10 protein-coding genes and 1 pseudogene are annotated in these 21,921 nt (G+C 55.6%); 7 read left to right on the forward strand and 4 right to left on the reverse strand.

The features are described 5' to 3' along the window. Positions 1 to 216: 216 nt before the first annotated feature. Entirely contained in the window at positions 217 to 1,569 is a 1,353-nt protein-coding gene (locus tag QTO31_RS02895; protein ID WP_301428037.1) for an aspartate aminotransferase family protein, read from the reverse strand. Positions 1,570 to 2,026: 457 nt separating this feature from the next. Between QTO31_RS02895 and QTO31_RS02900 the strand changes: the two genes are divergently transcribed. The 3 genes and pseudogenes from QTO31_RS02900 (at position 2,027) to QTO31_RS02910 (ending at position 5,573) form a co-directional block, all read left to right on the forward strand. Then, positions 2,027 to 2,668, forward strand: a complete 642-nt coding sequence (locus tag QTO31_RS02900; RefSeq protein WP_031459399.1) for an NUDIX hydrolase — start codon at positions 2,027 to 2,029, stop codon at positions 2,666 to 2,668. A 371-nt stretch (positions 2,669 to 3,039) separates the two neighbouring features. Further along, the gene (locus QTO31_RS02905) at positions 3,040 to 3,168 is read left to right on the forward strand and encodes a hypothetical protein (protein WP_301428038.1); all 129 of its coding nucleotides are present in this window, start codon (positions 3,040 to 3,042) and stop codon (positions 3,166 to 3,168) included. Between the two features lie 1,414 nt (positions 3,169 to 4,582). Beyond that, positions 4,583 to 5,573: pseudogene (locus tag QTO31_RS02910) on the forward strand (Uma2 family endonuclease). 337 nt (positions 5,574 to 5,910) lie between these two features. Here the strand turns inward: QTO31_RS02910 and QTO31_RS02915 are convergent. Both QTO31_RS02915 and QTO31_RS02920 read right to left on the reverse strand, forming a co-directional pair. After that, the gene (locus QTO31_RS02915) at positions 5,911 to 7,011 is read right to left on the reverse strand and encodes a GAF domain-containing protein (protein ID WP_301428039.1); all 1,101 of its coding nucleotides are present in this window, start codon (positions 7,009 to 7,011) and stop codon (positions 5,911 to 5,913) included. A gap of 103 nt (positions 7,012 to 7,114) precedes the next feature. Beyond that, the gene (locus tag QTO31_RS02920; RefSeq protein WP_031461029.1) at positions 7,115 to 9,595 is read right to left on the reverse strand and encodes an ATP-dependent Clp protease ATP-binding subunit; all 2,481 of its coding nucleotides are present in this window, start codon (positions 9,593 to 9,595) and stop codon (positions 7,115 to 7,117) included. Between the two features lie 270 nt (positions 9,596 to 9,865). On the opposite strand from QTO31_RS02920, the gene QTO31_RS02925 reads away from it, so the two are divergent. Next, positions 9,866 to 11,797, forward strand: a complete 1,932-nt coding sequence (locus QTO31_RS02925; protein WP_301428040.1) for a hypothetical protein — start codon at positions 9,866 to 9,868, stop codon at positions 11,795 to 11,797. A gap of 150 nt (positions 11,798 to 11,947) precedes the next feature. Here the strand turns inward: QTO31_RS02925 and QTO31_RS02930 are convergent, their stop codons facing one another. Next, a complete protein-coding gene (locus QTO31_RS02930; RefSeq protein WP_301428041.1) occupies positions 11,948 to 13,651 on the reverse strand; it encodes a lipase family alpha/beta hydrolase in 1,704 nt (567 codons plus the stop codon). Between the two features lie 473 nt (positions 13,652 to 14,124). On the opposite strand from QTO31_RS02930, the gene QTO31_RS02935 reads away from it, so the two are divergent. The 3 genes from QTO31_RS02935 to QTO31_RS02945 all read left to right on the forward strand — a co-directional run bounded on the left by QTO31_RS02935 (position 14,125) and on the right by QTO31_RS02945 (position 21,761). Continuing rightward, positions 14,125 to 16,266, forward strand: coding sequence for a hypothetical protein (locus tag QTO31_RS02935; RefSeq protein ID WP_301428042.1), 2,142 nt, complete (start codon positions 14,125 to 14,127; stop codon positions 16,264 to 16,266). A gap of 573 nt (positions 16,267 to 16,839) precedes the next feature. After that, a complete protein-coding gene (locus QTO31_RS02940; protein WP_031460275.1) occupies positions 16,840 to 17,667 on the forward strand; it encodes a hypothetical protein in 828 nt (275 codons plus the stop codon). Between the two features lie 335 nt (positions 17,668 to 18,002). Continuing rightward, positions 18,003 to 21,761: an AAA family ATPase gene (locus QTO31_RS02945; RefSeq protein WP_031460274.1), complete on the forward strand. Its 3,759-nt coding sequence runs from the start codon at positions 18,003 to 18,005 to the stop codon at positions 21,759 to 21,761. Positions 21,762 to 21,921 lie beyond the last annotated feature (160 nt).

Raw genomic sequence — 21,921 nt, forward strand, 5'->3', positions numbered from 1 at the left:
TGCTCGGACGGGGTGACGCTCCACCAGACACCTGTGATGAAACGAGTGTTGTAGTCACCTGTATCACCGCACATGCGGGCCTCTGGCCTGTGCTCTCAGGCGACCAGGTAAAGCGGGGATCGCCGTCAGCGGGTGCGTGACCATGCGTCAGTGCTGTTCCGTTGTTGCAAAGCTCGGTCTTTGCATACAACCTGAAGCCGAAAACGCTGAACAGCCTTACTTCAGAGTAGCGATGGTTGCTGCAATTGAATCGGCAATAATCTGCACAATTTGATCAATCTGCTCGTAAGTGGTGACGAGCGGCGGCGCCAGACAAATTGTGTCACCCACGACACGGGTAAAAAGACCGCGTGCTGTCATCTCTTTCTGAACGCGGGTACCGACATTAGCGCTGGCCGGGAAGGGCGCTTTCGTCGCAGTGTCGGCTACCAACTCAATCCCCGCCATCATGCCCTTACCGCGTACATTGCCAACGTGAGGCAGCGCATATAACTCCTCCAACCGACGCAACATATAGTCGCCGACTTCAGCCGCTCGCTGCACCAGCCCTTCCCGTTCAATGATGGCAATATTGGCTAACGCCACAGCACAAGCCGTCGGATGGCCCGAATAGGTAAAGGCATGCATCCAGCGTTGTTCAGGTGGCACCGATACCATAGCCTCATAGATGCGGTCACTCACGCCAATGCCACCGAGCGGAATATAGCCTGAAGTGATGCCCTTGGCAAACTGGACAATATCAGGCTCGATCCCGTAATGCTCCAATCCAAACCAGCGCCCGGTGCGGCCAAAACCGGTGATCACTTCATCGCTGATAAGCAGCACCTCGTAGTAATCACAAATCTCACGAATGCGCTTGAAATAGTCATCTTGTGGAGGAATAACACCACCGGCACCCTGCACCGGTTCGGCGATGAACGCGGCAACTGTTTCTGGGCCTTCGCGTAAGATTGCCTCTTCGAGCAAATTCGCAGCGGCAACACCATCACTCAGGTGTGGGGTTGGATTGACGAAGCGGTACGGATAGGGTGACTCGATGTGAATAAAACCGGGTACTCGTGGCTCAAACATCGGCCAATACGCGGGCAGACCAGTTGCACTCATCGCAGCCATTGTGACACCGTGGTACCCTTTCATACGTGAAATGAACTTCACCTTTTCGGGCTTACCGACGGCTTTCCAATAGAAACGGGCTGTCTTAAATGAGCTTTCGGTGCTTTCGGCGCCGCCTGAGGTAAAAAAGAAGTGATTGATGCTCGGATAAAAGAGTTGACTCAGCTTACGTCCTAATTCAATTGCCGGCAGATTCGTTGAGCCAACATAGGATGAATAGTAGGCGAGTTGCTTCATCTGGTTGCAAGCCGCTTCGGCTAACTCTTCACGGCCGTGGCCAACGTTCACGTTCCACAAACCGCTGAGTCCGTCAATATACTCACGGCCTTCAGCGTCGATCACAATCGACCCGCGGCCAGCAACCCAGATTTTCGGGTTTTGATGTGCCGTTGGATGGGTCAGAGGATGGATGACATGGTCGTAATCGGCTTGAATCTGCTCTTGCAGGTTGTACACGCGCTCCTCCTTGCTGAACAGTTGGTGCTGATAATTCGATTGTAGCGGAGAAGTGCAGTGACGGCAAGCTATCGGCATCTGGGTTCAGGGCATTTCAACGTTTTCACCCTAACCGGTAGCAGTGCTGTGAGCGAGGAGAGGAACGAGTGAAGCAGCGCAGACAGAAGCGGCAGCTTCCTCTCTCGACAAGCGTCTACGGCCTCCATTCTCGCGCCGATTCTTCGCCGTATGGTAGGGCAGATTCCTCTATCCTCAGATGAGCAAGGGGTGATAGCTTGAGATGGGTCTGCCTTTCACCGCTTTCTAGAGGATACGTAACGGCGTGTGTTGGGTTTACCGGTATCGCTTCGCTAAGCCTGAGAACGTTGAAAATCGCTTAAAAATCAAGAAAAGCCTTCATCTATAGGTAGAGGAAGCATACAATATTCAATCAGACATATAAAACCACGGAGCACGTATGGACTGGAACAAACAAATTGAGATCATTCGTCGAGCATTAGCAACACCACCACCATCATTAGGTGAACTCCTTGTGTTACGCCGACTCGACGGCACACCACTGCGTCCGTTTCACCCACCACCTGGTGTCACACCAAGAGCATCGGCAGCGCTCCTGCTTCTCTTTCCCCAAGAAGACACCCTGTATATTCCGTTAACAGTGCGGTCGAGTCGAGTCACTACCCATCGGGGCGAAGTTTCGCTACCGGGCGGTGGCATTGATCCCACTGACAACGGTGCGATTGGCGCAGCGCTGCGTGAAGCTCAAGAGGAGATTGGCATTGATGCAGGGCAAGTTACCGTGCTCGGGCAACTCACGACGTTTTATATTCCACCGAGCAACAACTATCTGACTCCGATTGTTGGTTTCTACCCGGTCGCATTTGAACCGGTACACGATCCTGAAGAGGTAGAAAGCGTATTTACCGTCGCACTACCCACCCTGTTCGATACGGCAACCGTGCAAGAAGAGATTTGGGAGCGTAATGGGACACCGATGCGGGTACCGTTCTTCGCCCTGAATGGGTATAAGGTATGGGGAGCCACTGCGCTGCTACTTAGTGAATTTGTAGCACGACTACGCCGCGAGGGATGGCGTTGAGGTCTAAGTGCCTGATTAGAAACTCGTGGTCTTGATAACGAGGAGCGTGCCTGGGGACCCTCACCATCCCTTTGGCCGCCCTCACCTTCCCCCCAGCCCCCTTCCGCTCCCACGCTGTGGGCGAGGAAGGGGGGAGATGCTACCTGACGAATCGAGACATCCCGCAAACTCATTTGTGTATTTCTCCCACGCTACGGACGAGGAAGGGGGGATGAGCGGAGCAGAGGGGTTCCTGCGTCTGGCAACGCTACTGCGTTCACGCACCAGCTCCCCCCTCTCCCCCAGCGCGGGAGAGGGGCCGGGAGTGAGGGCTGCCCCTGCACGCAATGGTTGCGCGGGTACAGGACGTACCCAATGAGACATCTGGGTTTTTGCAGGCTCTACGTGCCGATCCCAATCACCGTCTCACGGTGGAACGGATGAAAGCCGTCAATGGATGTACCGGCGCAGCGTTGCTGCGCCCCGACCGAGCGGCTGCTACAACAGGAGAGGTTGAATAGGTGCGCCGTGACCATCGTCGTGGATACCTGTAGGGGCGAGGCGGCGCCTCGCCCTGCCTCGTGCAGCTCATCAATCGCGTTGCCTCCATCGCCGAGGTTCATCCGTCGTGATGTCATAGGGGATCATTCGGATAGGCGCTCAGAACTCTCTTGTTCTCGTGCGCCGTCGCGTTGTGAGGTGAGCGGGTGAGACTCGTCCTGTAACCGACCGTTTCGGGTAGGTTCAGCATTACCGCGTTTTTTCGTGTAACTTTTTGGTCGCTCAAACGGTTTCTTTATTGAGCACCGTTTTGAGCACCAGGAAGACACGATGAATGGAAAACACCACCACCCGCTGCCCGTTGCGCTGCCACCCTCGCCCCTGCATCCTGCCCAGCGCTGTGCTACAATACCGGCAGACTCACCTACCACAGCAAGGAGGAACTGCGATGACCCATCCTACTGCCACTGGAATTCTCACGCTACGGACGAGGAAGGGAGATGAGCGGAGCAGAAGGGTTCCTGCGTCTGTCAACGCTACCGCGTTCACGCACCAGCTCCCCCTCTCCCCCAGCGCGGGAGAGGGGCCGGGAGTGAGGGCTGCCCTCACCTTCCCCAGCCCTTCCGCTCCCACGCTGTGGGCGAGGAAGGGGAGATGCTACCTGACGAATCGAGACATCCTGCAGGCTCATTTGTGTATTTCTCCCACGCTACGGACGAGGAAGGGAGATGAGCGGAGCAGAAGGGTTCCTGCGTCTGGCAACGCTACCGCGTTCACGCACCAGCTCTCCCGCAGCGCGGAAGAGGGGCCGGGGTGAGGGCTGCCCGCACGCAATGGTTGCGCGGGTACAGGACGTACCCAACGAGACATCTGGGTTTTTGATCAGGCTCTACGTGCCGATCCGAATCACCGTCTCACGGTGGAACGGATGAAAGCCGTCGATGGATGTACCGGCGCAGCGTTGCTGCGCCCCGACCGAGCGGCTGCTACAACAGGAGAGGTTGAATAGGTGCGCCGTGACCATCGTCGTGGATACCTGTAGGGGCGAGGCGACATCTCGCCCTGCCTCGTGCAGCTCATCAATCGCGTTGCCTCCATCGCCGAGGTTCATCCGTCGTGATGTCATAGGGGATTATTCGGATAGGCGCTCAGAACTCTCTTGTTCTCGTGCGCCGTCGCGTTGTGAGGTGAGCGGGTGGACTCGTCCTGTAACCGACCGTTTCGGGTAGGTTCAGCATTACCGTGTTTTTCGTGTAACTTTTTGGCCGCTCAAACGCTTTCTTTATTGAGCACCATTTTGAGCACCAGGAAGACACAATGAATGGAAAACACCACCACCGCTGCCCGTTGCGCTGCCGCCGTTGCCCCTGCATCCTGCCCAGCGCTGTGCTACAATACCGGCAGACCCACCTACCACAGCAAGGAGGAACTGCGATGACCCATCCTACTGCCACCGCACCTGCACCGCTCCCCGAAGAAGACCCCTTCCGCTACGGCTGGCGCTACGTCCGTCGGCCCACCCCGACGACCCCGACCACCTCGAACCGGTGCCGCTCACCCTCGAGGACGTGTTGCACCCCGAAGTGGGAGACTTCATCGTGCACAGTGACCGCCACGAAACCGACCGGATGTACCTCACCGCGGTGTTGCGCGCCCGGCTCGAAGCGCACGGGCGGGCCATCGTGCTGAGTGATGTGCGGGTGGCGTGGGACGTGCCCGACCTGCGGCCGCACGGACCGGACGTGATGGTCATTCCGGGACTGCGCGAGCGGCGCGACTGGAGCACGTTTGACGTGGCGGAAGCGGGGGTACGACCGGCGTTGATGATTGAGATCACCTCGCCGGAGACGCGGGAGAACGATGTGGTGTGGAAGGTGGCGCACTACGCACGGGCGGGGGTGGCGCAGTATGTGATTGTGGACAACGTTGGACGGCGGGGGAGCGGCAGCTCCGGTTACTCGATTACCGGCTGGTAGGGGACACCTACCGGCTGCAACCGCCGGACGAGCGGGGGTGGGTGTATCTGGAGCTGGCCGACCTGTGGGTGGGGGTGGAAGGCGACCACGTGGTGTGCTACGCCGACGACGGCACGGCGTTTGGCGACTACGCGACAGTGGTGCAGCAGGCGGCGGAAGCTGAGGCGCGAGCGCGACAGGAAGCGGCAGCGCGGGCGGAGGCGGAAGCGCGAGCGCGACAGGAAGCGGCAGCGCGGGCGGAGGCGGAAGCGCGAGCGCGACAGGAAGCGGCAGCGCGGGCAGAGGCGGAAGCACGAGCGCGAGCAGCGGAAGAACAGGCCCAACGCGAAGCAACAGCGCGGGCGGAGGCGGAGGAACAGGCTCAGCGGGAAGCAGCAGCGCGGGTCGAGCTTGAAGTCCGTCTGCGTGAGTTAGAGGCCGAGTTGCGACGGTTGCAGGGGTTGGCGTAGGTACGTACCACAATCAGACATTGTGGCGATAAAGAGAGGGAACTTGACAAGGAGCCGAATAGCTAGAGATGCAGGAGATGCAGTACTGGCAAGAAAATATTCAAACTCATTCTCGATATTGTTTTCGAGAGACGAAAGAGATTAGGCAATACACGGTATGTAGCTCTGCCTGCTTCCTCTATTGCTTACCCCGATATTACAACGAGTCACAGGGGGCCTGTTATGACTTTCAGCGATGAGCTGTCTGACGTATGTATCGTAACGATAACGAGGTAAGACGGTCGTTCCACACTCAGGTGTGCTACATCTATTTTCTGGCGTAGCGATACATGGTATCTCAGGTTTCATCTGCTTGTTCGTAGTCGTTAGGGAGAACCGAGACATTGAGCGACAGTGTGCGAAGTGCGACTTGCATATCCTGAAGCTGTGCTTCAATCTGATCCAGAGCTTTGAGATCGCCAGCACGAGCCGCCGTGAGAGCGGCATTGATATGATCTTGAATCGCATTCAAGTGTTTGACACTACGTTTACGACGCACTTCGAGATCGGCAGCATAGATGGCAAGCGAAATATGGCAGGCAACCAGTTCAAGCAGATTGAGATGCGAGCTGTCGAAACGACGGCTACGGGTTGTAGTGACGGTGATAGCACCAAGTAAGCGCGATCCCCAGCGTAGCGGCGCAGCCATTGCACACCGCGTCGGTGCATCGATCTCGTGTGTACGTAATGATAGCCAGCGTCGATCAGCTTCAGTTTCATCGATGATCAGCGGTTGCCCTTCGCGCAATACCAGACCGGCAAACCCCTGATCGCGCACTTCGCGGGCACGCTCAGGGGTCGCTATGTGACCATTACTGAGGATCAGCAGCGGTGTTTCCTCGTTATCAAGCGGGATCAACAACAGTGATGCCCGTTCACCACCAACCATCGCAGGTACCTGCGTGGCGAGCTGTAGACCGAGATGGAGTGGATCGGCAGTAGCACTGATGACCAGACGACCAAAATGCAACAGTTGGTCGAGAGTATCAGCGTGCGCACGAGCCTGGTTGAGATACTGATCGAGCTGTCCTTGTAGCGATGATTGTTCAAGAACAGCACCGACAACTTGCCCAAGCGCGGTGAGCAGTTCGCGATCATCGCTATCAAACGGTGGGTTAGCGCGCGTCACTTCGATGCGACCGACAACACGGCGCCCGATAGTGATTGGGCCAACCAGCATGGTCGGCGCGTGCGAACGCAAGCTGCCGGTACCAGCAGGCACAACAATATCGACCTTATCGGCCAACAGCCATTCGCCACACAGATCGCGAAGCATTGGCAAAGGATCGGATTGGCGAGCAGTTGTGAAAAAAGCGCCTACCGTCATTAATGCGTTGCGCAGACGAGCAGCCCGGCGCTGAGCAGTAACGAGTTGAGTTGCAATATCAGATGTTGTCACGGCCACTCCTGATCTGAGAACAAACACCTGCTGCGTATCAATTACGATCATACCACGATGCCGGATAAATAAAGATGACAAACCCGGCATCGTAGATTACAGTTCACGCATCAAGTGGTTCAGCAGGGCGGGGTTCCTCGATGGTGAGGACACCACCGCGATGGAAGACAAGCTGGCCGTTCTCGACATCCACCTCAATCAGATCGCCTGGTCGGAAGTTCCCTTTCAGCAACTCACGCGAGATAGGGGTTTCGAGCAATCGCTGAATTGTGCGGCGGAGTGGTCGCGCACCAAAGACCGGGTTGTATCCTTCCTGAACCAGGTACTCTTTGGCAGCCTGGGTCAGGGTAAGGCCGATCTGTTGTTCGCGCAAACGCTCGACCAGTTCGGCAACCTGCAACTCAACGATCTTGGTCAGATCATCCATTGAGAGCGGATGGAAGAGAATAATCTCATCGATTCGGTTGAGAAATTCGGGCCGGAATGTCTGTCTAAGCGCCTCATCAACCTTCTTCCGCGCCTCGCGCATATCGAAGACTTTTGCGCCTCGGCTACCGACACTGAAGCCGATCCCGCCACCCTGCAAATGCTCAGTACCAGCGTTGCTGGTCATGATAATGATTGTATTGCGGAAATCGACCGTTCGCCCCTGACCGTCGGTCAGCCGACCATCTTCGAGCACCTGTAACAGTGCATTAAACACATCACGATGAGCTTTTTCGATCTCATCGAAGAGTACCACCTGATAGGGACGGCGACGGATGCTCTCGGTCAACTGACCACCTTCGTCATAACCGACATAACCAGGTGGGGCACCGATCAAGCGACTCACAGTGTGACGCTCTTGGTATTCGCTCATGTCGATGCGGGTCATTGCCTCTTCGCTATCGAACATAAATTCGGCGAGGGCTCGCGCTAACTCGGTCTTACCGACACCGGTAGGACCAACGAAGAGGAATGAACCAATGGGACGACGCGGGTCGCGCAGACCTGAACGTGCCCGACGGATCGCATCGCTGAGCGCAACAATAGCCTCATGTTGCCCGATAACCCGTTCGTGCAGCCGTTCCTCCATGTGGATCAGCTTCTCACGTTCGGTCTCGAGCATTCGACTTACCGGCACGCCCGTCCAACTCGAAACGATTTGGGCCACGTCCTCTTCATCAACAACCTCATCAAGATTGTTACGCGCCAGCCATTCACTACGTTCTGCTTCAAACTGGCTTTGCAGGGCGAGATAGCGAGCACGTAAGAGAGCGGCTCGCTCGTAGTCACGGCGAGCGCCAGCCTCTTCCTCTTCAGCCTGTAAGCGCTTCAGCTCTTCTTCCTTTGCTCTTAGTTCGGGCGGCATCGAGAAGATGTCGATGCGGAGCTTGGCGCTGGCTTCATCGATCAAATCGATAGCCTTATCGGGCAAGAAGCGATCATTAATATAACGATTCGATAGCTGCACCGCCGCTTTCAGCGCTTCATCGCTGATGGTCAACTGGTGATGCTCTTCATACCGCTTACGCAAACCGCGTAACATTTCGATGGTTGTCTCTGGATCCGGTTCTTCCACGAAGACCGGTGAGAAGCGCCGTTCAAGCGCAGCATCCTTCTCAACGTGTTTGCGGTACTCGTCGATAGTAGTAGCACCGATCACCTGAATTTCACCACGCGAGAGAGCCGGTTTTAGCATATTCGAGGCATCAATGCTGCCAGTGGCTGCACCAGCTCCGACGACGGTGTGCAGCTCATCGATGAAGAGAATGATGCGCCCCTTCGCATTGCGCACCTCGTCCATGACAGCCTTGAGACGTTCCTCGAACTCGCCGCGGAACTTAGAACCGGCCACCATTCCGGCCAGATCGAGCGCCAGTAGCTTACGGTCGCGTAGCGTTGGAGGCACATCACCACGTGCGATACGTTGTGCCAGGCCCTCAACAATCGCCGTCTTGCCAACACCGGTCTCACCGACCAGTACCGGATTATTCTTGGTACGACGCGACAAAATGCGGATGACCCGTGCGATCTCAGCTTCCCGGCCAATAACCGGATCGAGCTTGTCTTCACGAGCCAGCTCGGTCAAATCGACGCTATATTTCGTTAGTATCTCGTAGCGGTTCTCTGCTGACGGATCATCGCTGCGCTGATTACCACGAATATCCATCAACACCTGGTAAATCCGCTCCTGATCAATCTGATAACTCTGCAAAATCCTTGCCGATGGGCCATCGCGTTCGTTGGTTAGCGCAATCAGCAGATGGTCAAGGCCAACATACTGATCACCCAAGCGATTGGCCTCTTCCTCGGCTCGCTTTACCAACCGTTGGGTACGCGGTGTAATGTACACCTGCGTGCCCGTTCCATAAGGGCTAAGAATTTTAGGCAACTTTTCTAGCTCACGCTCGACACGACGGGCAACCTCTTGTGGATCGACGTTGAGTCGTGTCAAAGCTCGAACCGCCAGACCGTCGCGCTGACGGAGCATCGCCAGAAAAAGATGCTCGACATCGAGCTGCGAATGCTGATGCTCCTGCATAATCTCTTGCGCAATATGGAAGGCGTTTTGCGCTTTTTCGGTAAATCGCTCCAGTCTCATTGCAGTCCCTCTATGTTGTCCGCCGGATGGCGGGTGTGCAGATCACAACATTGATCTGCTTTGGTAGTATAGCACAGGAACAATGTCAAAACAGGGGAAGAGTGTATGATTTGTGTAAGAGGCACCAGGCCTGAACGGGTGGACATTGTCGCAGAGGCCACGCTCGTCTCTACGCCTTGGGTTGCATTTCAGGTATGCGTGGATGGTCTCCGCACGACTCATTGATATTCACTTTGGCGCTTATCGGGAACTACCACTACGGGAGCAATTATGAGACAGCGGCTTCGACACTTATCGCACGATGTTTGGTTCATCATTGGCGTGATGCTAGTGGGGATGGTTTGTGCTGGTCTGGCAGGCTTAGCATCACCTGCTGGACAGATCGATATTGGTACCACATATGCACTGCCGTACATCGAGGGTTTTCATGGGTTAGAACGGAATCAACAATTCTCCTACTCGTTTACCAAAGCTGAGGCTCGTGTCTCGTTCCCCGGTATTGGATCGAGTTGGACAACACTGCTCATAAAAGCTAGCGGATACCGACCAGAAGGTGTGTCATCGGCTGAGTTGGTGATCGACACCCAAGAGATTGAACCGATAAAGGTAAGCCTACGCAGTGATATTGCTCGTTACTACATTCTCTTGCCGCCCGGTGATGATGATCTGAACATCCATCTTACCAGCTCAACGTTTACCACTCCTAATGATCCCCGGCAATTAGGCGTGGTTATCGATTGGATCGCGGCGTATCAGTTGGAATATGGCTGGCCATTCTGGCAAGCCATTCATCTGGCGCTGATTGGTGGTCTGGGTTACTGGCTATTACGACGCCTAGCTGTCGAGCGCGCACTGGCAAGTGTGATCGTGGTAACCGTCCTGATCACTCTGGGGGGGTTATTGGCCACTTTCCGTATCTGGTGGGCTATCTTTACGCCAATGCTGTGGGGATTGTTGTTGGGATTCCACGTCTGTTTAGGTCCATTGCGGAGCTTCACCCGTTTTGCATTTGCCCGTGGTGGCGAAACGTTGCCGCAGTGGCATGAAATGTGGCTCTGGCGCATTGTATTGCTGGCAGCGTTGATCAAGATTGGTGGTGTCATCTATCCCCAGACCATTGTCTACGATGAACGCTGGCATGTACCGCGCACGCAGTTAGTTCTTGACGGACGCTTCATGGAGCTTGTTGTACCGAGTAGAGTCACCTTGCTTGGCGAGACGGTCGGCTTCGAGGGTGGACATTTTCCCTACTCGCCGCTCTGGTACCTCATTACGGCCCCATTTGGCTTGATTGGCATCGATCTGGGTCTGGCGTCGAATGTGTTAAATACAGCACTCGACGTTTCACGCAGTCTGTTCATTGCGTACATCGCCCTCCGTCTGTTCGGACGACCGGGACTGGCGGTAGCAGCAGCCGGTTGCTATCATCTCTTGCTGATACCATATTTTCTGATTTCGTGGGGAAACTGGCCCACTCAACTAGGACTTTGGGGCACGCTGGTACTGATTGCAGTTGTTCTGGCCTACGACGATCAGCCCGGCGAGCGACGGGCATTGTGGGGCGTTGCAGCCGCCGCAGCGCTGGCAATGCTTACATATACGGTAGTGGGAATCATGGCGTTTACAATGATGGGTATCTACGCTCTGTTTGAGCTGATCCGGCGTGAGACGAAAGCAATACAACGGGGTAAGCTGTTGCTGTTGGGTCTGGCTATCGCCGAGGGGATAGCATTTGTTATCTATCACGTGTGGTATGTACCGGTGATCGTCACCGAGACATTGCCGGCTATCAGCTCCGCCCTCAGTCAACGAGTGGTGCGCGCCGAAGCATCGCCGCTGCCCACACCGGCTATTGATGGGGCGTATATGCTTAACCATCTGACCTGGCCGGGTATTGTGCTGATTGTCGGTGGAGCAATTCTGGCATGGTCGGCTGCGCGCCGTGCGCATGGATTGCTCTTCGGCTGGTGGGCAGTGCTCGTGCTCTACTCGCTCGTGAGCTGGAACATTGCCGATATGATCCTCAAGCAGGTCTTCTTTATGCTGCCGCTAGCAGCGCTGTGTATGGCGCTGGCATTAGAGTGGCTTTGGAAGCAGTGGTGGATCGGTCGTACAGCAGTAGTTCTGACGCTGGTGTATCTCGCACTGCGGGTTGCCGACCGGTGGTACGAGTATATTATGGTGAAACGTCATATCGGATGATCCGCACCTTCCTCCAGCCTTTGTTTGCGCTCATGCTGAGAAAGGGAGGGAAGGTGCCATTCTCTCACCTTCCCCCTCCTTCTTTTCCTGCACGGGGAACGCAAACCATTAACAGGTTTGAAACCCATCCTTTGGCGGAAGAGGAAATAATCACGCGCCGGCAATTGCATCACGCACCTGCATGAGCATCGTGATGACGGCCATCGCTCGTTCGTATTCATCGCCGACCAGCGTTTGACACAGATCGATGAGTTGATCAATTGCCTGGCGACGTGCAAGCGGTGGCAATGCCATCAGAGACTCAATGGCCATCGAATCACCGCTTAATACGTTGCGTAACCGATCATCATCAATCGGTGCTGCTCCTAATACGCCACCACGCTCGCTCAGCGCAGCACCGAGTTGCGCCATTGCAGCACGCATAGTACTCTGAACATCAAATCTGAGCTGAGGCGCATCGACAGTAGTCGGCAACGTACAGGTGTAAAACAGATCGGCATCGCGTGCGATTTCACCCTCGATGGTCGTGATCGTTGGCGCGGTTGCCCCCGCTGCCCCCTCACCCCCCAGAATTGGTGGTTCACCGGCGCCAATCAGCATTGCCCCAACCGCAAAATGGCCCGAATCGGTGCCGTGCAAAACTAGTCGGTAATCACCGGCAGTCGGATGGTCAATGACAACGAGATTCAGTGCCTTTCCCGCATGACCATAATTTCGTCCCCGAATCCGTCGTCGGCGTCGTGCGGCTCGTGTCACGCTAGCCCCTAATACTCCAGCCGGGGGCAGCGGTGGCCCGGACGGAACTTCAACCTCTACCGTAAGCGGTGATGCTGTCATGATTACCAGGCGGGGTGTAGGCGATGGCAGTGCGGCTGCTGGGACGGCGCCCAATACCGGAGGAGCTACGCCAACCTCGCTGAACACAAGCGCCAACGCCTGCGGACTATCGGGCAATGCGCCGTGACTCACCGGAATTGATGGGAGATTGTTCGCCTGCGGCACAATCGCCATCCGCTGGAGGACGGTTCCGTCACCCTGGCTATCATACTGGCGCGTGAGCGGTACACCATCCGCATAACGGAGGGGATGATCGGTTGGCGGTGGCCCAACGAGGATCGTGCTCAACGTATTAAAACCAACGCCGGTAATCGTTGTCACCGGTACTCGTTTGGTCAATGTTGCAACTGATGCCGGTTGATTAACCATCTCACCCCACAGATTCCGGCTTACCATACTGGTTACCGGTTTCAACTGCGGAGGATTTCCGGCTAACAGGTAGTCATCAATCGGTAGCAGATCACGTACCCCTGGGACCTGAGTGTGGATTGTCTTAACAGGATCAAGCTCAGTTTGCAGTGGGTGAGCATGACGCAAATACCACAGGTAGACGGCGAAGATGGTGCGCAGCGTCTCGTCTGCATGCGGTTCGGCGCCGGCCCAGGCAGTGTAGGCTTCCGCCGAACCACGATGGGGCGTGCCAAGCGTTATCAGTCTGTCAACATCGTTGCGATATGCGGACGACTGAATATAACTGCGTGCAACCAGGCCACCCATGCTGTGACCAATCAGGATCACCTTATCAGCTCCGGCAGCCTTCTTTGCGCGGTCGATCCAGGGAACAAGGTAGTTACGGGCACTTTCCTCGACCGGCTTCCGCCAGTCGTAAAAGGCGACAAAGAGATCGCGATTGCGACGATAGCCGGCTTGAGTGAACGTTTGCAGCAACGTTTTGCCGTAATCGACAAATGGCGGAAAATTCCACCCATTCAATGTTGGACCGCGCCAATCGAGCAAGACTGGGAGATTGAACGAACCGGTGAATCCGGGAATGAAGATCACGGGTAGGCGAGACATAGGCGCTCCTTGCTGATGCTACGACGCGCGGGTAGTATTGGATAATGGTAGCGCAATTTAAAGGTCGGGTATACAGGCAGTATACTTCAGCGCAAAGCTCTCTGCAAGCGGGCAGTGTATATTGACAGAACTTTTCTTTCCTAATTGTTCAATGATAATGAATGGGTAGTGGTATTGAGCCTTCAACCCGTCTGTACCGTGCGCGGATGGATACAGCGTGCCGGGTTGTCGTTGTTTTCTGTACGATGCCCAACAGATCGGCGATCTTCGGTATACTGATGCAAAATGGTTTCCAGTCACGCACCGCTCGATGCGGCCTGGAAGTGTATGTGGATAACGTTTATCGGCGAACGCGACCGAACATCGGCAACGTTGAACATCTTTATTGGGTATGAGAGGCTTGCCATGCAAGTGCGCTGATCCTTGCGCTCGTTCGGCGATCACTTCGGTTTTTTCTACTATCATAGCGCTCTATGAAACGGATAACGCACTGGTTTATCGTTGTTATCCTTCTGGTTAGTTGTCATTCACCTGCGCAGCAAACCGCTGATCAGGTATATGAACCATTCCGTAGTGCCTGGCAAGCCGCCGGTGGAATGCAGATTGGGCCACCGTTAAGCGAACCACGTTGGATCGATGACGCACTGGCACAATACTTTGCAACGGTGAAGATTGTTGCTCTGGCAAACGGAAGTGCCGTTGCTGAACGCTTACCAGAACACTGGCGCGACCAGACTCCAGCAGCGGTGATTACATTGCCGCCAGCGACTCAACGAGCATCACTCACCCTTGCCAGACCGATGAACGTTGTCCAGCCGCTGCAATCTCTCCCGATTGTGGTGCAGATTCCTGCATATCGTGGTTCGGTTGAAGTACAGCTCTATGATGCCCGTGGACGGTTGACTGCCCAAGGTACAACAGTTGTCACCGATGGAACGGGGGAGATTGTTCTACCAGCAGGCGGCGCATTGGGGCCACAATGGGCAGTAGCACTGATCGATGGTCGGCTAGCGGGTGCTCGTAGTCAGATCGTGATCCTCGATGCCCAGACCAGCCTGATCAGTGGGCAGAGTGATATCGACTCACTCTACCCTCGTATCAAAGGACTCATGGCAGAGGCACGGGTAAGCTACGAACTGAATGGACGGCTGATTAGCGGCTACCGTTCACCCGATAATCCCCTGCTTTGGCTGCGCGATCACGTGTATCAGGGGCGCGGCTTTCGCTATTTCGAGCATGATGTAACCAGTTTACTCGATGCGTTCCGTGATGCCCAACAACCGGACGGAAGTTTACCCGACGTAATCGATTACCCTGAGCGCTATGTGAAAGCATTTCGGAAAGAGGTCGAATCTGACGTCGAATTCCTCTACATTCAGGGGGTCTACGAGGCCTGGCAGATGACCGGTGACGACAAATGGTTACAGAGCCATCTACCAGCACTGCGGCGGGCGGCTACCTACATCACGACTAATCCATTGCGCTGGAATGCCGACCGGGGATTAGTACGACGACCGTATACCATCGATATGTGGGATTTTGCCTATGGCCCGACCACCATCAGCCCTGACGGTAAACCGGCGCCACGCCACTGGATCGAACCTGATACCGTCTGGGGAACCTTTCACGGTGACAACACCGGGCTTGCTTACGCCCTTTTTCTTCTGGCACGAATTGAGAATCGGGTTGGCGATCCAAAGCGAGCGCAGCAGTATTACGAACTCTCTGATGCTATCATGCAGCGCTTAAACGAGTTGGCGTGGAATGGCCGCTGTTTTACCCATTTTATTCCTGAAGACCCTACGTTCACTCCAACCGGTGTTGATCCGTCTACCCAGCTCAGCCTCTCGAATGCGTATGCGCTTAACCGTCGTGTACTTTCTGTAGGGCAGGCACAGGCCATTATTGAAACCTACTACGCCCGTCGCGATTTCAACCGCGCCTTTGCCGAGTGGTACAGCATTGACCCGCCTTTTCCAGCAGGGAGCTTTGGGATGGCAGGCGGTAAAGGTGAACAGCCCGGCGAGTATGTCAATGGTGGGATCATGCCGCTGGTTGGTGGTGAACTGGCTCGTGGCGCCTTCACATTTGGCTTCGAGCCGTATGGACTCGACATTTTACGCCGCTATGCCAATCTCCTGCGTCTGACCAACGCTTCCTACCTCTGGTACTATCCTGACGGTCGGCCTGGCATCTCGGGGCCTGATACTATTCCTACCGATGGCTGGGGAGCCAGTGCGATGTTGGGCGCACTCTTCGAGGGTCTGGCCGGAATCGTTGATGACTCCAGTCGTTACGAGGATACTATCGTCAGTCCACGCTGGCCGGTAGAACCTTCTATTACCAGGGCTGAGGTGGTAGTACGCTACCCGGCATCCGATGGCTACCTCGCGTACCGCTGGCAACGTAACGAACGGGGAATACAACTATACATAACCGGTAGTGGCCAAACGGCCTCTGTACGTCTGCTCTTGCCAGAAGCTGTCGGTGAAGAGGTGACAATGACGGTAGATGGCGTGGTCGTCACCCCAACGATTGAGCGGATTGGTATCAGCCGCTATGCCAGTATTGCACTTGAGCGATTAAATGCGACAATTACTGTCACATGGCCATAACGATGAGGTAATGCAGGCGTGTCTGTGACGTGTTGCATCCCCCCTGGCCCTCACCATCCCCCCTAGCCCCCCTTCCTCTCCCACGCTGTGGGAGAGGAAGGGGGAGATGATACTTGACGCTCTCGCTGCGTTCGTGTCGCTTACAATTCCCACGCCGGGGGAGAGGAAGGGGGGGAGATGATGCTTGACGCTCTCGCTGCGTTCGTGTCGCTTACAACTCCCGCGCTGGGGAAGAGGAAGGGGGGAGATGATGCTTGACGCTCTCGCTGCGTTCGTGTCGCTTACAACTCCCACACGGGGCGAGGAAGGGGGGTGCGGCGCAGGGCGCTTCTGCGCTACTCCCCTCTCCCGCAGCGCGGGAGAGGGGCCGGGGGTGAGGGCAGGCCCCTCACGCAATGATTGCGTGGGTACGGTACGTGCCCGATGCGACGGCTGGGTTTTTGATCAAGTGCTGGATGTGCAGCACCGTCGCAACCCGACCACCTTCTCTCGGCCAACCGAACCAGGATCGGTCTGGGGACTGTTACCGACACTATTGTCACGCCAGGTATCATACAGGCAAGGGAGGTGTCTATGCGACGCTTACTGCTGATACTCTTCATAGTATGCCTCATCGGCGTGGATCAAGCGGGATTGTTGGGACAGATACAGCCAGCCTACTCTTACCATACCCGACAGCAGAGCCGCTCGGCGCCACCCTCCCGTCCTGGTCCCACGATTGAGGTGTTTGTACGACCTGAGTTTGCGGCGCGAATGCACCGTTTACGCGCTACTATCTTGAAAGCGGCAGCGCAGCATAACCATCCGCAGTTGTCGGGGATGAGTGATTACGAATTTGCTGTAGTAATAGCTACAATTCTCTACAACGAAAACTTTGGCTGGGCGGAAGAGCTGATTCCGCCGTTGCGGATGGTAACGCCGGTATACCAGTCTGCTCAGCAGCAGGTCAATTTGCACGGACTGGGGACAAATTTTAGTGTCTGGCCGGCGAATCTGCGACCGTCGGTTGCGGCTGAAATACTGGCCGGTAAGGTACCGCTGGCCGATGGCCGTGTGCTGCATGTGCCGCTGCGGGTGGATGGAAGCCAGATTGACCCAACCACTTTCAACGATCAACGGGCCTTGTTTGCGGCACTCACGGCTGAAATCAGTGACGACGAGCTGGCAATCAACTATCTGGCAGCAAATCTTGAACGTGGCGTCTGGCGGGCAGTTATCGAGGGTCAACCAATTTCTTGGCGAACACTTGCCGCCTGGCATAACCAGGGTATTGTTGATCCGGTTGCCATTCGGAATAATCCAACCGCTCGTGATTACGTGCGACGGGCGGCGGCCTATCTTCCTCTGGCGCGTTCCCTCCTTGCCCCTGCTAACGATGCGTTGACGATGCATGCAGTGTAATTAGTAGTGAAAATACACCGATTGGTACGCACGAGAAACGTCACTTAGCCGCTCAGGATAAATCCGATTCCTGCCGTCATTCGGTATGCGGGTCGGATGTCCACAAGCCCCAGCAACCGCGTAGATCGGGAATGTCAAGCGGGTAGGGAAATCGTTCTTTGGCGAACAGTGCCAAAACCTGAAAACTTTGTAAAACCCTATCGCCCTTTCACCTCTTGCGCAACCCTGATAACTGATCAATAATCAAATAGGTTTCCGATTCAACTCTTTGCTCGACGCGCAGTGATCATCGCTCTCTCCGGCTTTCGCCGCATCGCGTCTGATGGATGGCCGCCATGATGCTCGCCAATGCTGAACTGGCGTGTTATCTGCCAGGAATTATTCGACAACGTTTGAATAACATCAATCCTGATGGTCGGCTCGAACCGGCAAAAGAGACATTTCCGGCGGCAATACTCTCGGCAGACCTTTCCGGCTTTACGGCTCTTACAGAGTATTTAACCCACACCAGTCCTACAGGCGCCGAAGAACTTACCCAGATTCTAGACCTCTATTTTGGTCATCTGGTGCGGATTGTCACTTCACACGGTGGCGATGTGATAAAGTTCGCCGGTGATGGTTTAATTGCTCTCTGGTACGGCGCCGAAGACTTAGCCCTTCTTACGCGCCGTGCTGTTCAATGTGGACTGGCGATCCAGATGATGATGTCGCCAGCAATCTGGAGCACTGAGGCCATTGATGTGAAGGCTCGTTCATTGCGGGTACGGGTAGGAATTGGCGCCGGTGACGTTACATTGATGCATCTGGGAGGTGTCTTTGAACGGTGGGAGTTGCTGATTGTCGGTGATGCAGTTCGTGATACTGGTGCCGCCGAAGCTGCTGCCCCGCCCGGTGAAGTTGTCTTGACGGAAACGGCCTGGAGGTTGGTACAGCCGTGGTGTGAGGCGGTACAGCTTTCGGATGGACGCTGGCAACTGACAGCCCTGCTCGACGACGTACCGTTGCGGGCTTTTGCCACACCAGCTATTGACCAGAGTCAGATTGACTTCTTACGCTCGTATGTACCGAAGGCAATCTTGAGCCATATCGATGCTGGTCAAACGGCATGGCTGGCCGAGCAGCGTTATGTCACCGTCCTCTTTGCACATCTTGGTGATCTGACTGCCGAGACACCATTACCAGCAGCTCAGGCTGCAATCCGTGCGCTGCAAACATGTCTCTACCGGTATGAAGGGAGTATCAGTCGGCTTGGCACGGATAACAAAGGGCCAACGTTGCTCGCTGCCTTTGGCTTGCCGCCGTTTGCCCATGAAGATGATGCCTTGCGGGGTGTGCTGACGGCGCACGATATTGTGAATACGCTCTCGAATCTCGGTTTTAGCTGTACGATTGGCGTAGCCAGTGGAATGGCGCTGTGTAGCTCGGTCGGCGGCCAGGATCGGCGTGAATACACGATGATGGGATCAGTCGTTAACCGCGCAGCGCGGCTGATGCAGGCGGCACAGCAAACTGATGTTGCGATTTTGTGTGATAGTGAAATCGCAGCCGCCTGTCGCGACCGGGTCAGTTTCAGTGCACTCCCCCCGCTCCAGTTGCGTGGCATCGCTGACCCAGTTACTGTTTTCCAACCAATCTTCGATCCTGCCAATACCCTCAGCGTACAACGGATTCACATTGATCGTGATGGCGAGGCACTGATTGGACGAGCCAGCGAGCTGGCACTGCTGCGCGATCGTTTAGAGCGTCTTCAGCGTGGTCAGAGCGGTGGTGTGTTAATCCTTGGCGAGGCCGGTATTGGCAAATCGCATCTGATCCAGACCTTTCTCGCTCAGGCTCGTGCGCATGGAACCATCGTCCTGCATAGCACGGCACGATTTATCGAGCGCAGTCCATACTCTGCGCTCCGCAGTGGATTGCCGGTATTGCTGAACGATGGACGGCTGGCGACACTCAGCGATAGCATCTACAGTCTTGCTGGCGAGTTGTGGCCGACCAATCGGGGAAGTCAGGGCCTTTCCGCGCATACGTTGCCGCAGATTCATACCCAGCGGCTCCATGACGGATTGATTGCAGTGCTTAGCCGAGTTGCTGAGCATGCCCCCCTTCTGGTCGCCATTGAAGATGTGCAGTGGCTCGATGACCCAACCTGGACCCTGTTAGCCGATCTGCTTGATCAGGATGCGCCAGTCCTGATTATCCTGACCGGTCGGCCACCGCTCTCCATCACGGAAGAACGTCAGCGCCTGCTTCACCACCGGTTGCTTGATCAGATCAAACTCCACGGGCTAAGTCCACCGGAAATTCACGACTTGCTCGCACGCTATCTTGACGTGAAGCAAGTCGATGAAGCTATCTGGCGACTGATAGCGGAGCAGACGCAGGGACACCCCTTCTTTAGCATTGAGCTGGTCAAGGCGCTGCGCGACGCCGGGCTGCTGATGCGGCAACAACATATCTGCCGCTTTGTGCCCGGAGCAGCCAGACGTGCGCTTCACATGGTGCGTCTCCCCTCTACCGTGCAAGGCCTGATCACTAGCCGCTTTGATCAACTGACGCTTGACCAGCAATTAACGCTGAAAGTAGCGAGTGTTATCGGGGTTGAGTTTGATACGGCGACATTGCAGGCCATTCATCCAGATCACATTCCTGAAGAGCAATTAACTGCTCAACTCTTTGCAATACAGCAGAGTGGCTTGATCGCCCTTGAACGTTCTGGGCCAACGATCAGATACACGTTCCGACCGGCGGCTATCGCAGAGGCTATCTACAATCTGATGAGTTTTGCCCAGCGCCGGCAATTACACGCCCAATTTGCCAACTATCTTGAACAACATTATGGTCATGATCCACAGCGGGCGATGACCATTGCTCATCACTGGAAAGCAGCCGGTGAGTTAATCCGCGCCCGACCATACCTTGATCGGGCCGGTGAACTGGCGCTGCATAACGGTGATTACGCTGGTGCGATTGATCTGCTAGAACAGGCGCATCAAATCGGCGACGATGAGCCGGCAACAACTGTTGGCCACCGAGAGCGTTTACTGGCAGCAGCCTATTATGGTCAGGGACGACTCACTGAGAGTTATCACTTTTTGCAACGTGCGTTTACCCGTTTTGGGCTTCCGCTTCCGACTGAGCGCCGCACTCTTCCCTGGCTCATCCTGGCTGAACTTGGCCGTTATCTTCTGACGCTGCTCAGGCTCGGTAGGAAGAAACCGTCGATCAACGACCATCTGGTTGAGCTTGCTCAGGCGGCAAATGTGCTCATTCAGATCAATTTCTACCAGCACGATCTGTTAAGAACCATTCACAGCCTGCTGTTCGCCCTCAACCTGGCCGAAACCGCACACATACCGGCAATGAAGGCACGCGCTTACGCTTGTATGGAACTTGCGTTGAATCGTTTCCCTCCCCTTGCCCGTCTGTACCGCCGTAAAACAATGCGGCTGACCAGTGTTTTGAACGATCCTTCAACCACCGCCTGGGTTGCCCAGATGCAGGGCTTGGCCGCATTGGGACGGGGTGAGTGGCGCCGTGCCCAGGCAGCACTGGAATTCGGGAGTTCTATCGCTCAGCAAACGGGTGAAACGCGGCGCTGGATCGAATGTCGTGCTATGCTGGTGATGTTGCAAGTGCGGCTAGGGAACGTTGATGCGGCCATGACCGAGATAGCCGAAATTGTTGCCCGTGGTGAACGGAGCCGCGATCAGCAGGTTCAAATTGGGGGGCATCTGAGTGCTGTTGAGTTATACCTGGCAATCGGCGACACGGCAGCGGCGATTACCGAATGGCAGACTGCCAGCAATCTCTTCACCGATGCGAGTCGGATCAGTCGTGCCGATCAAATCTGGCATACTACGCTGGCGGCGCGGATTGCATTGCTCAGGGGTGAAACACATCAGGCACACGAATTGGCGGTACAGGCTCTGCAACAAATCGACAGCGAACCACCACTGGCTATTTATCTGCTCCGCAGTTATGAAGCCCTGACGACCATGCCACTTTCCTGGCGACAACGCTGGATGGCACGATTTGTGCGCTGGCAGGTTGGCCTGGTGTTCCCGCTCGCGTTTTGGAAAGAGAAGCGGAAATAGGGGAGCAGAAAGCAGTAAGGTCGGGTATTGAGGTTTGGTAACGTTTTTCCCTCTCCGGCAGTGGGAGAAGCAAGGTTACGACGATCTGCGATCAGGATGCTGTCTGCCATCACAGCAGTGAGGGCGGGTTCTCAACCCGCCCTCATACGTGCTTCCGAAT

The organism is Chloroflexus sp. MS-CIW-1, assembly GCF_030444705.1.
Taxonomy (GTDB): domain Bacteria; phylum Chloroflexota; class Chloroflexia; order Chloroflexales; family Chloroflexaceae; genus Chloroflexus.